Annotated in this window: 11 protein-coding genes and 1 pseudogene; 5 read left to right on the forward strand and 7 right to left on the reverse strand. The window is 42.8% G+C overall.

Going from position 1 to position 15,918, the window contains the following annotated elements; translation table 11 throughout:
* A pseudogene (locus tag OPS28_RS00965) lies at positions 1-336 on the forward strand (IS4 family transposase); the annotation flags it as partial.
* Between the two features lie 48 nt (positions 337-384).
* Here OPS28_RS00965 and OPS28_RS00970 read toward each other — a convergent pair.
* The gene (locus tag OPS28_RS00970) at positions 385-2,262 is read right to left on the reverse strand and encodes a methyl-accepting chemotaxis protein (RefSeq protein ID WP_265607738.1); all 1,878 of its coding nucleotides are present in this window, start codon (positions 2,260-2,262) and stop codon (positions 385-387) included.
* A gap of 321 nt (positions 2,263-2,583) precedes the next feature.
* Here OPS28_RS00970 and OPS28_RS00975 point away from each other — a divergent pair, with 321 nt between their 5' ends.
* Positions 2,584-3,492, forward strand: a complete 909-nt coding sequence (locus OPS28_RS00975) for a porin (RefSeq protein WP_265607542.1) — start codon at positions 2,584-2,586, stop codon at positions 3,490-3,492.
* An 83-nt stretch (positions 3,493-3,575) separates the two neighbouring features.
* On the opposite strand, the gene OPS28_RS00980 is transcribed toward OPS28_RS00975, so the two are convergent.
* The 6 genes from OPS28_RS00980 to OPS28_RS01005 form a co-directional block, all read right to left on the reverse strand.
* A complete protein-coding gene (locus OPS28_RS00980; RefSeq protein ID WP_265607543.1) occupies positions 3,576-3,947 on the reverse strand; it encodes a hypothetical protein in 372 nt (123 codons plus the stop codon).
* Between the two features lie 597 nt (positions 3,948-4,544).
* Positions 4,545-6,515, reverse strand: coding sequence for a class I adenylate cyclase (locus OPS28_RS00985; protein ID WP_265607545.1), 1,971 nt, complete (start codon positions 6,513-6,515; stop codon positions 4,545-4,547).
* Positions 6,516-6,684: 169 nt separating this feature from the next.
* Positions 6,685-8,592: a putative bifunctional diguanylate cyclase/phosphodiesterase gene (locus OPS28_RS00990; protein ID WP_265607547.1), complete on the reverse strand. Its 1,908-nt coding sequence runs from the start codon at positions 8,590-8,592 to the stop codon at positions 6,685-6,687.
* The gene (locus OPS28_RS00995) at positions 8,585-10,135 is read right to left on the reverse strand and encodes a GGDEF domain-containing protein (RefSeq protein WP_265607549.1); all 1,551 of its coding nucleotides are present in this window, start codon (positions 10,133-10,135) and stop codon (positions 8,585-8,587) included. Before OPS28_RS00995 ends, OPS28_RS00990 begins: the two co-directional genes overlap by 8 nt.
* 28 nt (positions 10,136-10,163) lie before the next feature.
* Positions 10,164-10,601 carry a hypothetical protein gene (locus OPS28_RS01000; protein WP_265607551.1) on the reverse strand — a complete coding sequence of 146 codons (438 nt, stop codon included), beginning with the start codon at positions 10,599-10,601 and terminating at the stop codon, positions 10,164-10,166.
* Positions 10,601-11,866: a hypothetical protein gene (locus tag OPS28_RS01005; protein WP_265607552.1), complete on the reverse strand. Its 1,266-nt coding sequence runs from the start codon at positions 11,864-11,866 to the stop codon at positions 10,601-10,603. The genes OPS28_RS01000 and OPS28_RS01005 overlap by 1 nt, the downstream gene beginning before the upstream one ends.
* A gap of 334 nt (positions 11,867-12,200) precedes the next feature.
* Here OPS28_RS01005 and trhA point away from each other — a divergent pair, with 334 nt between their 5' ends.
* The 3 genes from trhA (at position 12,201) to OPS28_RS01020 (ending at position 15,848) form a co-directional block, all read left to right on the forward strand.
* Positions 12,201-12,842, forward strand: a complete 642-nt coding sequence (gene trhA / locus OPS28_RS01010) for a PAQR family membrane homeostasis protein TrhA (protein WP_442863962.1) — start codon at positions 12,201-12,203, stop codon at positions 12,840-12,842.
* Between the two features lie 18 nt (positions 12,843-12,860).
* Positions 12,861-13,376, forward strand: a complete 516-nt coding sequence (locus OPS28_RS01015) for a hypothetical protein (RefSeq protein ID WP_265607556.1) — start codon at positions 12,861-12,863, stop codon at positions 13,374-13,376.
* Between the two features lie 366 nt (positions 13,377-13,742).
* Positions 13,743-15,848 (forward strand): right-handed parallel beta-helix repeat-containing protein, encoded by a 2,106-nt coding sequence (locus OPS28_RS01020; RefSeq protein WP_265607557.1) that lies wholly within the window; start codon positions 13,743-13,745, stop codon positions 15,846-15,848.
* Positions 15,849-15,918 lie beyond the last annotated feature (70 nt).

The raw sequence follows: 15,918 nt of genomic DNA on the forward strand, positions 1-15,918 counted from the left end.
CGTATGCAGATTGAAGAGGGCTTTAGAGACATGAAAAGCACGAAGTTCGGATTAGGTTACGAACAAAACAAGAGTGTCAAAAAGCAGCGTCTTACGCTATTAGTGCTGCTGACTACACTGGCTTCTCTACTTGCTATACTTCTTGGTATGGTGCTCGTCTCTTCGAATAAACATCGCCGATACCAAGCCAATACCGAGACCAGGAATGTATTATCGTTCCACTACCTTGGGCTCAGAGCCATCGCTTGCCGAATACGGTTTACCATGCGACAGTGGAAAGCTGCACTGGAGTGGTACAGCTCCTTGATAGACAAGGCCTGGGCTGGAAGCGTATGAAATCAAATTCGTGGGGATCCCTCAGACTCTGACCCCTTTTTAAGATAATTAAACTCTGAATTGCGCGATGGTATGCCCTAATCCATGAATTTGCTGTTTAAGGGATTCACTTTCTTTCGCGTTTTGGTCGGCTTTTGCGTTTACTTGCGCAGAAATGTCTCTTATTTTCAGCACGTTTTTATTCACATCTGCGGTAACCTGAGTCTGCTGGCTTATCGCTTCGGCCACCTGCACTGTCATATCTACAATCATCGCAATATCATCGGTCATGGTGGTGAGTGCACCGCTCGCTTCCGCCACTTTCTGTGCACTGCGCGTTCCTTGTTCTTGGCACGTCTTCATCTCAGTGACGATAGTTTTAGTGCGATCTTGCAGCGTAGAAATGATTGACTCTATTTCCTGTGTCGATTCTTGCGTTCGCATTGCTAAGTTCCGAACTTCATCAGCGACCACCGCAAACCCACGTCCCTGTTCGCCTGCTCTGGCGGCCTCTATGGCTGCATTTAAGGCGAGTAAATTTGTCTGCTCAGCGATGCCGCGAATAACATCTAATACAGATCCGATTGTGTGGCTATCGTCCTCTAATTGACCCACTACTTTTCCAACTTCGTCTAGTCGCTCAGACAAGGTAGTGATTTCGCGCGCACTATTATCGATATCTTCTTTGCGCGAGATGGTATCGGCACGCGTAGCTTCCGCTCTTTCAGCCATCATATTAGTATTATTAGACACATCGGAAATGCTGGCTTCCATTTCATTAGCGGCCGTAGCCACCATATCACTCTGCACTTCTTGTTCGTGCATACCTTCGCTCGTGCTGATGACATTATCAGCCAGGTTGCCAATTGTTTTCTCAATCGATTTAATTGTCTTGCTTACTTCTTGCAAAATTGTTTGAAACTGTGAAAGCAGCGCGTCCATAAATGAACTTAGCCCTGCCAATTCAGACCGTCCCTGAACCTCTGTCCGTAAGGTTAAATCGTTGGTGCGACGTATTTGTTGTACCCGGTCGTTAATTTGCGTAAGGGGCTTAATAATGGCCCGCATAATATACCAGTTAGAAGCCAGAATAACCCCGATAATTACAACAACCGCAACAATGGTTAACATGACCGCTTGTTGTTCACTGTCGGCTAAACTGGCTTGAGCGGACGCTTCCAACTTGTCCAAAGAGACTTCAGTTTGGTGTACTGCTTCTCGCATTTCACCCAGCTTACCTTGGTCTGCAGACAATCCCAGCTCCTGCTGTTTATCTACCAAAGTTCGAAACTGAGCCTGATAGTTATTAATGGTTGCAATAAGGTTGGCTTCAACCTGAGGAGTGTAATTGGCGTTGCGCACTTGATTAATAAACTTATCAACATTCTGACTAAACCTATCCAGATACTTCATATCGAGCCGTAGCATAAAGTCTTTTTCGTTACGTCTAAGCTGTAACATGCTAGCGAGAAGCGCATCTTCATTGTTATTTTCCAGAATTTCCTCAACCGCGTGGACGGAAGCGCGCAACCCTCCGTATAATCCGTCTTTCGGGTTTAATCCTATCTGCTGTTGTAATACAACGAGTTCATTAAATGCGGTATGGTAATTTTGCAGATGTTGTTGCAAATTATTAACTGGACCAACGTCTATCTCCTTCTCAGCCAAACGCGTTTTTAAGTTTACTATCTCTTGTTGCAGTTGGTTGTAATTCTGATTGAGCTTCTGTTGATATTTTAAATCTACTCTGGCCAGAAAATCCTTTTCGTTTCGTCTTAAAAGCAAAATCCCTGCTTCAACCGCCTTTAGCTCAGTAAGCGCCTGCGCCGTATCGGCCTGGGATCGCGTATCACGCATAAGCGCTGCCACGAGAATAATCAGGCCTATTGCGGTGATGACCGCATTTAACGTTAGCTTTTGGCGGATGGTAAGATCCCACGAAAACATTTTCACAATACGTATACCTCTGGAAAATAACATTGCGGTTAACTTATATTAGTAAAAGCCTCAATATTTGCCATAATATTCAGGTTTTTGCTTTAGTCAGGGTATGGTAAACCAAGAAACTGATAAACCGGATTAGCTTATCAATAAAGATAATCAGGTATGATAATTTATATCAGAAATTCACTTTCGGTTGCGATACAAAGCATGTCCATGATTTTTAACTGACGAATTGGTGACAAATATTATGACTTGTCACAAAACTGTCACATAGATGTCATATCGTACGCGCCATGTTGAGGCCTTTTTTAGGAAATTTGTATTATGCGTTTTATTAAACCTCTTTCATTCGCTGTATTATCAGCGCTAGGTATGTCTTCTGTTTATGCCGATTCCCTTAGTGTTTACGGTAAAGTAAATGTGAGTGGCCAAATGTCTGATGAAGGCGAAGGCAGCTACACTGAGTTGAAAAGTAATGCCTCACGCTTTGGCGTTAAAGGTGACTATAAACTAACCGAAAACCTAGAAGCCGTTTATTTACTGGAATGGCAGGTTGATGTTGCAGATGCATCTGGCTCGGATAACCTTAAGTCACGTAACCAGTATGTGGGTCTGAAGGGCGACTTCGGAACAGTTTTGGTTGGACGTAGAGACACCGTGCTTAAGGATTTAAGTAAACCGGCTGACATGTTCAACGATTATGAAGGTGACCTTAAGGCGTTGTGGAAGGGTGAAAACCGTATGAGTAACTCTGTTACTTATATCAGCCCGACTTTTTCAGGATTCACAGGCTCTGTGACTTATATTGCCGAAGATGAAGTAGAAGGCTCAGACGGTGTGTCAGCGGCCTTGTCTTTTGGTGATAAAAAGCTCAAAAAATCTAACCTTTACGCTGCCGTAGCAATTGACAGCGAAGTAAAAGGATATGATGCGCAGCGTGCGATTGTGCACGCTAAATTCGACGACTGGACGGTGGGTGGTATCTTACACAACCAGGAAGCGGTAGTTGATGGAAAAAGCGAAAACGGTTTCACCTTAAGTACATCTTACAGCTTCAATGACTGGAAATTTAAAGCTCAACATCAAACTCTTGAAGATGATTCTAGCACGTCGATTGGCGCAGACTACAAACTAGCTAAAAACACGAAAGCTTATGTCTGGTATACCGATGCTGCTCTCGAAAACAGCGAAGATAAAAACTGGTTAGGTGTAGGTTTAGAACATAAGTTCTAATGACCCATTCCCCAATAATAAACAGGCGCTAGAGCGCCTGTTTATTATTTCACTCGCCCGATATACATTCTTTGCAGACTAATTCAGCGCACCTTTCCGATACTGGCTTGGCGTACATCCTTCCAGTGCTTTAAAGGCGCGATTAACGCGAAACCGCTTTCTAAACTGGTTGCTTCGATTGCATGTCTACTAGCACGACTAGTTTTATATTTTGACACCTTCAACTTATTCGCTACATCCCCCATTTTAAAATCGGCCTTTAAAAACAGATCTGCCAGTTGCATGTCATTGTCATTATTATTAACGACTAATGGTGAAGCAGGTTCTGGTTTTACGTCGTGTGACCTAAGTTGGTATTGCCAAAGTATGACAGCAAAGGTTGCCATCAGTATTAGGGTGGCGACACCCACCACATTCAAGAGATAGGCCTGCGAATACATAGCTGGGGGCCGCATACCTTTTCCTATAATTTTACGTGTAAATAGGCTGCCAACAAACGAGGAGGCAGTGATAATGCGTTGGCCACGCTGAGCACCTGAACGGACTGAATAGCGACGCAGCACTTGTCACATCGTTAGCGCCAATGCAGTAGATGACATTAATTGAGTAACTTCACTAAAGCTACCGTCCAACCAAGTTATAGATTGTGCACCAATCGATTTGCATTAAGATAAAAAAATCAAAACTCCGGTCGACAATAACCAATTCAGCAATACACGCCGTGAATACGCAGTGATCGATAGACAAGCTTTCACCACCTTGAAATAACGTTCTGGAAAGTAACCAGATAACATTTCAGGTGGCACAGGTGCTGATTGCGAGAATATACTGATAGGGTCCGCGCATTTTCTGCATAATTACCATATTGAAAACGGCCATACGATGGTTCGGCTCTACCGTCCAATTCAACAACGCGCGCCGTCTAGAAATTGGGCACTAAACGCAACGTCTTTAGCTATACATTCTTGACCACTTAAGGCCTGTGTGGATTCGTCTTACGCTTTAAGCAGTTTCATTTATACGTTTGTTTGTATTTATAATTTTGGTCAGCGTTAGTCCAATAAGGTAAACGCTAATTCAGTTTTTTCTACAAACCTATCGAAGATATATTTTTTATGTTTACTCTCAGGTACAAAAACATAGCAGGGCGGCCGCGGAGCCGTTTCTTGCAATTCATACCATAACGCATCAAGCGCTTCAAAGCCCTCTACAATATACGTTTCGCCCCAAGTAGTGGAATAGGCGACCAACACTTCTTCCACCGTAACTTTTGCGCGCGAAGTAGTAAAATTTAATATCACCATGCACTTTTTAATGTGTTGCGGAGCAAGCAAGTCTTCCCGGGGAAGTGCATTAATTTTGACAGGGGGAAATAAATCCAATGTGTGTTTGATCAGGTTTTGCGCATCAAATTCGGTGATGGGGTCGGTATCATAGTCGAGAAAAATCTGGGTGTCGTTATTTACAATTCGGTTACTCACACCCCACATAAAAAGACGAACAGGACATGAAAATTGAATCATCTTTGTTTCATCTAGCACCTCGCCATGTTGGCCTAACAGGTCGCCAGAATATGCGCTCCACACCTTTTTATTATTTCGTTTTTTAGCCAGCTTAAGGGTTACTTTCGGACAATAAACCCGATTATCAAAGCCACTTCGCAAAAACGCGACTTTGTGTTCCTTTTTTGAATAAAAAGTATCAAGTCTCCTGCCTATAACCGTCATGTCTTCTTTACTTACCAGTTGGTGTTCTTTTGCAAGTTTGCCTGACATCCTGCGATAGCATTGAATAAGAAAACGATGAATTCGTCGTGATAACTGCACCAGTTCTTGAAAAGACCACTCATCCAGATTATCTAAATGCCGTATTTCTGACTTTATCCAGCCCCATTGTTTAGCGTATCCAGCCAGAATCCGTCGCTTAAAGGTGGCCTGTCCCTCTCTTACCGGATAACTAAGCCGGGGGGCACATTTAATATATAAGCACTCTCTTAAGAGTGTAACTACTTCGTACTGCTCTTTCGACTCGTAATGCTGAATAAGTTGATCGAACATGAGGGCATAAGGATCGATGACCGCTACGGATCCTGGAGCATCATCTCCGTTATGCACACGTTTTTTCAATAAATTACATAAAGGCTGCTCGTGCTCGAGGTTTTCTAAAAATACCTCCAGCTTGGCCATCTTTAGCACTGACTTGAAGGGTGAATCCATCGCCTTTCCTAGCTGCCAGATGGCGGCCCCAAATAGTTCGTTAGGGTCTAATTTTTCCAAATGGCCAAGATCCATAAACCAATTAGGATCGGGGGAGCCGCCCTCATTAAGTTGATCCATCAGCGAATAGTATTGCTGCTCGGAAAATGTTTCGGGCACCAGCCACCAAAAAGGAGCCTTTCCCGCCACCACTATGTTGGTAGTATAAAACTCGGCCTTAAGCAAAACAGCTTGCGCAGAACCAGCGCTTTCCCCCTCCGCTACACCAAAATCACACGCTTTGACCCGGTTAATATCAGACAAGAAGAAGTGTATTTCAATTCCATACTCGGCTTCGGCCCATTGCTCTATGGCAGTCAACTTAGTCTGCAATAGCACTTGTGCTTCTGACGACAGCGAATTACCACTAATGCACACCCAATAGTCAAAATCGGAATCGGTAGATTGGGCGATAGTGCCAATACTGCCCATTAACACTAACGCATCTATCGCACGCTTTCGCGGCCATAGCTGCCTAATATCGTCAAACCGTCCATGCAACGTGGGAAAAACTTCACATAATGCGTTTTTTATCTGGTCACGATACGAATAGTTATTGAGACCGAAAGGTGTATTTTCGTTTTCAATATAGCCGGGTAAATCGGGGTGATTAACATGCAACAAGAAAGGTAAAACATGAAAAAGTGGGCGATGTTCTTCGGACAGCAATGATAAAGACCGTTCAATGCGAGCTTTGTTATAACGTAGTACTCTCAGCAGACGTATTGTCAGGTTTTGATTGACAGTGAGAGTTTGTTGCGATGCCATTGCGCTCTGTTTCTAAAAAATTTCCAAAATAAAGAGTAACACGAACACTTCGCTACGCAACTTTTGAATCAATCCATTAGGAAAGAAATTTAATGGCGATCTTTCAAAATGCTCACTATTTATTCACACCTTAGACCTTTGACTGACCTTACGATATTGCGTATGTCGGCTAAGCCGCGCAAGCCTGCTGTTTAAGTAGACGAAGAAAGTTGTCGCTGGGAACGGGGGGTGACCAAAAATAGCCCTGTCCGTAGACACACCCTTGGGCTATCAGTTCTCGGGCTGTTTGCTCATCTTCTACGCCTTCAGCCACATTTTCTAAGTCCATTACGCGACTCATTTTAATGATAGCGTTAACGATGTGTTGTTGTTGGGTGTTTTGCAGCATATTTCGAACGAAAGACATATCTATTTTAAGGGTGGAGGCGTTAAAGTGGCTCAGATAATTCAAATTCGAATACCCCGTGCCAAAGTCATCAATGGCAAAATTAATTCCTTTTTCAGCCATTACATGAATTTGCTGTTTAACATGCTCTGCATTGTCGATAAATAATGATTCCGTTATTTCCAGTTCAAGCATATTAGGATCAAGATTATATTTTTGTAGTGCTCGAAAAACCTGGCTTGGTAAGTTTCCACGCTTAAACTGGACCGGTGATAAATTAACGGCGACGGTGATGCCTTTCATACCAATTTTTTGCCACTTCGCACATTCTTTACACGCACTTTCTATTACCCATTTTCCAATTTCGTTAATTAAACCAGACTCTTCGGCCACAGGGATAAATTCATTTGGGGGGACGATAGTTCCATTTTTATGCCATCTTATAAGCGCCTCTGCGCCCACAATGGTGTTTGTTGCCAAATGGACTTTAGGTTGATAATAGAGCGAAAACTCATTATGTTCGATAGCGTGTTTTAATTCGCGTATCATATCTAATCGCCGGACAATAGAGCTTTCCATTTCACTATCGTAAAAATAATACGAATTGGGCTCATCTTCCTTAGCCTTGTACACTGCAAAACTAGCTTTGCGATGCAAATCGGTATACGTGGTGCCGTCAAAAGGTGCTGCCGCTACGCCTATTGAACAGTTTATTTCATATCCATAATCGGGCATAGATACTGGCATTATCGTCATGCGGATAATTTGGTTACAAAAATCATTAAGACTTTCGTAGTCGGGAACGCGCTTGGTAAACGAAAACTCAATATTAGAAGTGTGATAAACCCTTGTCTTATCATCAACAAGATTTTCAAACCGTTTTGCTAGCAATTCCAATAATTGATTTCCAAAAGAATGCCCTAGCGTAGAATTAATCCAGTTAAAGTTATTTAGGTGCAGGCTAATAAAACCTAACAGGCTCCCATTCTTAGGATTTTTCTGAAAGTACACTTGAATGTCATGTTTGCAACTCACTGCATTCGGTAGCCCCGTCAATTCACTATATAAAATACGTTTCTTTGACTCTTCGTTAGCAAGGCGGTTTTGCTCTTTTTGTTGCGATAATTTCGTAATGAGTGCGCGTATAAATTTACCGATAACGGCAATGCCTAGACCGTAGGTAACCAGTAAAATAGCCATATCATTGGCTTTGGCCCAGGCTGAATAAGCGGTAAGTACGTTATTGTCAATCATCCTGCTTGACACTGCATAAGCAATAAAATAATAACTGGATAGCATAAATCCAACGAGCGGTATTACCATTATGCGACTGCCTAAAAATACGGCAAATATCACGACAAAGGGATACAGTAATAACGCCGTGTCATACAGGCCATCAAAGTAAAAAGCTTTGGATACGGTGAAGATAGTAACCGTCCAGAGCATCATGCCGGCCACTATATTGGTTGTGTCTGTAGTTAAGAACCAATTCAGTCCTATTAGGATAGCCACAATTGCAAGACTTTCGACTATCCATTCGCCTTTTAAATGGATTGCACTACTGAAACTCATCAAAATGAACAGAATGATGAATACAACACTAACTGCCTTAACCTGGGTAACCCGAGACTTGATATCTTCAAGTGTAAGCAACGCACCGAATGCTCGCCACAGACTTGCCGACTCAGACATGCTCCTCCTCCGTTATCAGCGGTTGCGCAAAGCGTAAAAAGTCGTCGGGACAAGTCTCTTTCACTTCTTTGGCTTGGTACATAGCCTGGTCTGCCAAATGCAATAAAGCTTGCAGGTCACTTGAATCTGTGGGGAACGACGCGGCCCCCGCACTGGCACCAATAGTTACATTTTTATCAAACTTACGTAGATAATATGGCTTTGAAATTAAGCGAACTAACCGCTCGACCACTTGTGTTGTGAGTGTCTGATTTGCATTATTTAGAATTAAAACAAATTCATCTCCTCCCCAGCGACCTGCTAGATCGGTAGGGCGAATCGCTTTTTTGATCTTATCTGCCACAAAAATCAAGATTTCATCACCGGATTTATGGCCATAAATATCATTGACCTGTTTAAACCAGTTCAAATCCATCAGCACAAGTGTAAAAGGCTTTTCCTCTTTAATCAGTTGGTGCAAGTGCTTTTCTAACCCTTGCCTGTTATTGAGCTTCGTCAGCTTATCAAAATCCGCCTGATAGGCTAGCACGTCGAGTTCACGCTTCCGCTTTGAGATATCGTGAAGCGTTATTTGGTAATATTCGCGCAAGTCTTCACTGATGATAGACGTGACAATGACTTGTACCCACATCGATTCAGAAGCATCAGTAGTCCGTAAACGAAATTCACCGGTAGCAATCTCATCATTAGCGAATGCTCTTTCTACTGACTCCGACAGTGCTTCGGGTTCCACGAACAACTCTTCCAACAATGGCCCAAAACTCTTGCGAAAAGATAGCCCTAACTTAGATAGGGTTTGGTCAAATGCACTATTATAAAGTAAAATATTTCCGCGCGGTTCAATAAGAATGATGGGAGAAATAGACTTTTCAAATAGCATTCGAAACCGTTTTTCCAGTACTTCTATTTCCTCGCGTAACTTACGTTCCTGGGAGAACTGACTTTCTGTTTTATCCAATAATTTATTCACATCGCGTACTAAAATACCTAATTCACTATTACCGTGAAAATCGGGTACGCTTAAGCGGCTTCTCCCTCCCGGGTTTGTTTTGTGTAAGGCACGTGCAATGGAAATCATGGGGCGGGTAATCAAATAAAATGCAACAAAAATCGCTACAACCGTAACAACCACTGCTTGCATTATCATTGCTTTAGAGTTTTCGCTAGCCAGCTGCTGCGCCCGCGTTTCTATATAGTCAATATTAGGCGCAATCTGTAATTGGCCTATCGCTCGATCTGGCTCAAATAATGAAACAATAGGAAAGGTGACTGCATCGAGTAGTGGTTTATCGTTAGCTTTTACCGAGTTACCTTCAAAAGACATCACTACATTATCGACCACTTCATTGGTGGTCAAGCCGTCCACCACCTCTTGTGCGAGGTCCTGTTCAGCTAAATACGCGGCGGTCGCGGCGGTCGCTTCCACAGTTTTAAACAGACTTTCGATACTCTGTGTTGCTATATCGACTTCCTGATTAAAAGTGAGACGATAGAAAAGCTGGGTCGATAAAAACCCTATCGCCACCGATGCAAATCCGATCACAACAGCTAACCTAACGAGAAGTCCACTCTTATTCATCGAACCGATAAACCACTTTGACGTTATCTGTTAAATTGGATTCGTGGATATACGCGATCGCTCCATTTGAAGACGCTACGTATGCTAACGCGGCGCCCTGATCCTGCTGAGCTATGGGAGGTCTGGCCCGCCCAGAAAACTTCACCCGCGACCAATACGCATTTACCCGACTAAGCGGCATACCAACCAATGCTTCATAGAACTGTTTTTTGGTGGCCTCTTCGCTTTCAATATCTAAAGGCTGTGCTTTGTTTCCATCAGGAAACGCCACGTATTTTCCCATATACAAGTCTATAAGCTGGGATCGGCTAAGCATTGTCGTTGGATTATCTTTATGCACGACCACAACTAAATTCGAGCTGTTTGCCACGCTGGATACGCTGATACTTCCAACCAGTATCATGGTTCTTAAAAGTGATATTCCTACCATTAGAAAGTGATACTCACATTTGAAAAGAACGTATTGACATGTCCTTGCGGAGCCAGAGAGTGATTACTGACAACGGGGGAATGCCTTAAGGCACTCCCCCCATCGACTATTTTAGTATGATCCCATTGGGTTTTTAATGATATATTTTCAGCAAAGTCCCAGCGCCAACCCAGACTGAAGGTGGTCTGGTTAACACTATAGAAATTAAGGAAAAAACGTGAAGTGAGCAACGCTTCAGTCGCCCCGGGAATTTGAAAAAGAGCAGCTTCGTTAATATCGCCAACGGAGAACTTTTCTGCACGGCTTGATGCTACTGTAGCAAACCAGTTATGTTCGCCTGCATGATATATCGCGCTCACATAGCCACTTTTAATATTGTTTACGATCAAACTTTCAGAATCCGTGTACGCTAACTCTGATATTACCGTCATGGCATCCAAACGATATTGACCGCTTAAAGAAGTATATTGCCCTGCCCGATTATTGATATCCAGATTATTAGCAACCGTAGATATCGAAGGCCACAAAGTCGAAAGCATGGGTACATGCTTATTTAACAGGGATAGACCTGTTACCCAAGGGGTGACAAAAGTTGAATCAAATTTTACCCGAGTATGATTGAACGCAATATCCCAATTCATGGTTTGTGCGTCTAACGCCAAACCGACGATATTGTCTAAATTGAGAGAGACAACATCATCCGCATCGTATGCCGACACATCATATTCACTTTCTCCAAAGAATAGCTTGCCTGATAGTGTCATTGAGCCCCACCGTCTACTATGGGTGATATCGCCCCCATCTAAAAAACGGTGAGGAATGACCCCGTAGATTTCGCTAGGTACGTGGGCCCAAGGTAAGGCAAAATCTATATCACGGTATTCAGTCAGCAAGAACAGGTCGAAAGCCGTCCGCCCGACTCGAAACGCCCATTCAGCGTTAGGAGAGTAACGCACAAAGGCTAAGTTAACTAAGTCGCCTACAGTGGGATCGTTCTGGTCTCGATAAATTACTTGAACCACTGCATCCAGGGTTGGAGAAGCAATAACATCTAACTGTGCGCCAATTTTACTGGTTTGTTGAAAATTAATTTCGTCTGATGTTACAACATCAGGTTTGGAAAAATCGCTGCGATAACCGAACTGATCTGAATCGTTAAGGACCAAACCAAGTGAGCCAAAGCCAGAAAAGTTTACTGATGGCTTTGCGTCACTGGCCAGCGAGATGCACACAAATAGAAAACAAAAAACTTTATAAATACGCATTATTATTAGTGATTTACCTAGTAACTATTGTGTGAAAACAATAAGTAATACGCCCGAATCGGCCCTTTTACATCTCAAGGTATCATATTTGGATCAACACTCAAGTCTATTTTTTCACACGAAGGTATGCGTTCTAGATCAAAGGAGGAAATAGTTATAGAAATCGGGGTAAATCTCTTTGCGAAATGCATTCTTTGTTCTATTTATTCGTGAATGGTGCACCTTTTATCTGTAGGCGGTATTAACTAATCATTAAAAAAAAGTCTTTAGCCTTTCAGTCGGTGTACAAGTGTACGCTGAAAAGATAATATTGCTAAAAATATGACTGGAGGACATTTTTGTGAGTAGCATTCAAGTACAAGCTTATTCAGTTGTGGAAGAGCGGTTAAATAGTTTTACCCATGGTGTGGGTTTTATTGCTGCAATAGTAGGCTTAGTATTTATGATGTTTCGCGCTGAGCATCCACTTGCTATTACTGCAGCCGCCATTTATGGTGCCACCCTCATTCTAATGTTCTTAAGCTCGACGCTTTACCATGGAATTTCTCATCACAGAACCAAAGGTTGGCTGAAATTATTCGATCATAGCGCTATCTATCTTTTGATCGCTGGCACTTACACACCTTTGTTACTAGTTGCTATTGGAGGCTGGCTAGGTATTACTATGACCGCAGTGGTATGGACCCTAGCGATGGGCGGCATTGCATTTAAACTGATAGCACAACATCGTTTTCCAAAAGTTTCTCTTATGACTTACCTGCTGATGGGGTGGATAGCGTTAGGTCTAATCTATCCGTTATACATGGCCTTACCTGGTGCGGGTTTATGGCTAATTGTGGCCGGTGGGTTATGTTATAGCTTCGGTGTATTATTTTACGTCGCCAAAAAAACTAAATATACCCATGCAATTTGGCACCTTTTTGTACTTGGAGGTTGCAGTTGTCACTATTTTTCTATTTACTTTTACGTAGTTTAATTTTGCCTAGCAGGATATATGTCTGAAGCGAATGATGGTGTCCAAACCTCCTTTCAAAATTCGGTAGTTTCTATTTTAAATGGTAAAGTTTGTTTAGGCCCCTTGCCCGCTTTAAATGAACTGTCTTTATTAGCTTCCCACGGCATTACTCATTTGGTTACCTTGCAAACTCAACAAGAAATGGAACCGACATTAAAGTCGGCTATGCAACACGCGGAGCTGAAATGGTTATGGATGCCTTTTCACGTTCGTACACCACTAGTTGAAGCAGAACAGGCATATTTACAACAATACCTTATATCATTTAAAAAAGTGCTCAATCAGGCGGGCGCCCTTTATTTACATTGCGATAGTGAGTGCAAACGATCATTGTTGTTTGTGCTGGCATTTAGTCACTATTTAGGTTTATCAGCAGGGGATGGATATCGTCTAATACACCAGCTCGACAACCTGCGTTGTCGCCACCTTTCCCCTTCAGAACGATATTGGGCGCAGCAATTAGGCGAATCTGTCAAATTATCACGTCAACTTTGAATATCTTTCCTATTGATTGCAATCTGCAACACTGTGTATTCACCGCTGAGAGAAATTATTCGGTTCATCAGAACAACATTACGCACGTCGAGCGTGACCTAATTGAACATTTAATTGAACCCTTAATGGAACAGCATAAGCGCAGTTTAAATCCGACAGAATAGTTCTTCCTTTATCTGAACTCACGTAATCGCACAGGGCAAGTGCGTCTTCTTTTGCAATAGAAAGCACAATACTTATCTCTCACTTTTTTATCTTATGCTACTTCAGGTGGTATGGCACTAATGTTGCCTTAAATTTGACTAAGATGTTAATTAAGCAAACCGACAACCAATTTTGCTTTTACATTATCCTAGGTAACCCGATTTGAAAATAAATAGAGTTATGACGTTTCAGCAGCGTTTCGCCGAAATTATGCTATTGGTGATCTGGTTGAGTATACATGGCTGCACTAAAGTGGAATCGGATAAGCCACCCGCCACTTTGCCTATTGCCGGTCAACCTGGTGCCGCGGCTTTAACCAAAATTGAAGAACAAAACCTTGTTTCGGTAGAGGAAATTACAGCTCTGGTAGAGCGGATGGCCGCTACGAAAAAGTATCGCCAGCAGCTAAAGCCGTTACCAGAAAGTGCGTATCAGCCTGCGGCCGAATTGCTTAATGAGTTGCGCCAGCGCACGGCGTTAAGTTATTCTGTTGAAACACTAATCGCCCGTTCGCCTGAGAAAACCAAAGGTTATGTAAAGGCAGGATTAGTCTTATTCCCGGTGGAGCGATACGCGTTATACCGACACTTAAAAACGCTTGCTGACATTAATTTAAGTTCTCTGGATAGTTGGGCCAGTCAAACGGATTTATACATACCTCAAGCAACCACTGCCCCTTCGGCCAGTCATCCCGAGAAAGACATCGCAGTCGTTCCGTTAATTGAGTCGGCCAATATTACCGTATTTAATCAGAATGAGAACGTCAAGGCAGCTGTGGAATATCGTGAAACAAAGGATGACCCGTGTTGGCACTCCGCTCGCCACCTAAGCTGGGAGCCTGTTCAGGGGGTGCTCACCGGGCCCATTGTGTTTCTAAACGCCAATACAGCTTATGATCTAAAAATTACCTTAACGGATGCGAATCAAGCCACCCAGGTCATAGAAAGTCGTTTTACTACTCGTCCCGATAAGCCTCCTATTGATCCGAATAAAATTTATCAGCTAAGTGAGATCTACGCAGGGGGTACCTTAAATCTAGAAGAGCTAAATATTGAAGGAAATGAAGATGGCTGGGCTAAGATTGTAGGCGACCCAACTATTGTCATCGAAGCTGAGGAAGGCAGCAAAAATGCAATTTATATTGGCGACAACAGTTATGTGTATTTTGAAAATATCACTGTGCGGGGGGGGCGTACGCACGCTATTTACGCCGAACATGCCCATCACATCTGGATCAATCAATGTGATATCGCCAAATGGGGCAGACACCCCAATATTATCAAGAATGGAAAGGCTTACGAATTGCCCGATGCTCAGCCTATCAATTATGATTCGGCCCTGTACTTTAAACGTTCAGGGGTGATTACTATAGAAAACTGCCACGTCCACGATCCGAACCCTTTCGCCAACGACTGGTCTGATGGTCACCCAAACGGCGCTAACGCGTTTTTGGCTTATGCTAACCATCCTGATCCCGCTTTCAAAGGTCAAATCATATTACGCAACAATGTATTTACCGGCACTGCAGAACATCGTTTCAATGATGTCATTGAAGGCCGTAAAAATGCCGAATCATTGGGGGGCTTTGTTAGAGATTCCGCCATATATAACAACACCCTCGCCTATGCTAACGATGACGCGATTGAGATTGATGGGGGTCAACATAATGTTCTGGTGTATAACAATGATATTTCTCATACGTATTCGGGCATCAGTGCAGCTCCAGCCCGGATAGGACCCAGCTTTATATTTAATAATTACATTCATGATTTAGGCGATCAGCGAGGTAAACAGTGGGCAGCCATCAAGGTTGGGGGCCTTATCACCAAACCGCTAGGGCAGGTAAACCTCTTTCACAACCTTATTACCATTGCGCGTAACGGTATTACTGCTTCGCGCTTTCAGGAGGACGATACTTTTTGGATACATTCACAAAATAACGTCATTGTGACTGAAAAAAATGCTAATAAAGTGGGTTTTAATGTATACGACCCTAAACAGTTCTCAGGTAATCAGTATATAAACGACTACCTGTATAATCTAAAAATGGGTGGGCCAAAAGTGGAAGGAGATATTACCCTGCCTTATCGTTTTGGGAACAAGCTCAATCAGAATGACGCTATGCAAATATTTGAGAGCAAAAACGCATCTGTCACATTGCCTAAATGTAATAAGTACGAAGTAGATAATTTTACCCAGCTTAGCGATGACAAGGCAGAATTTGTGTATGGCATAATCCCAGTTACCGATAATACCCGCTCGCAATAATGTAAGGCAGTATAATTAAACCCTTATCGATAGTAATCGTAATCATTCTATGGCAGGCTTTTTGCCTGCC

It is taken from the genome of Alteromonas sp. ASW11-130, assembly GCF_026183735.1.
GTDB lineage: Bacteria > Pseudomonadota > Gammaproteobacteria > Enterobacterales > Alteromonadaceae > Alteromonas.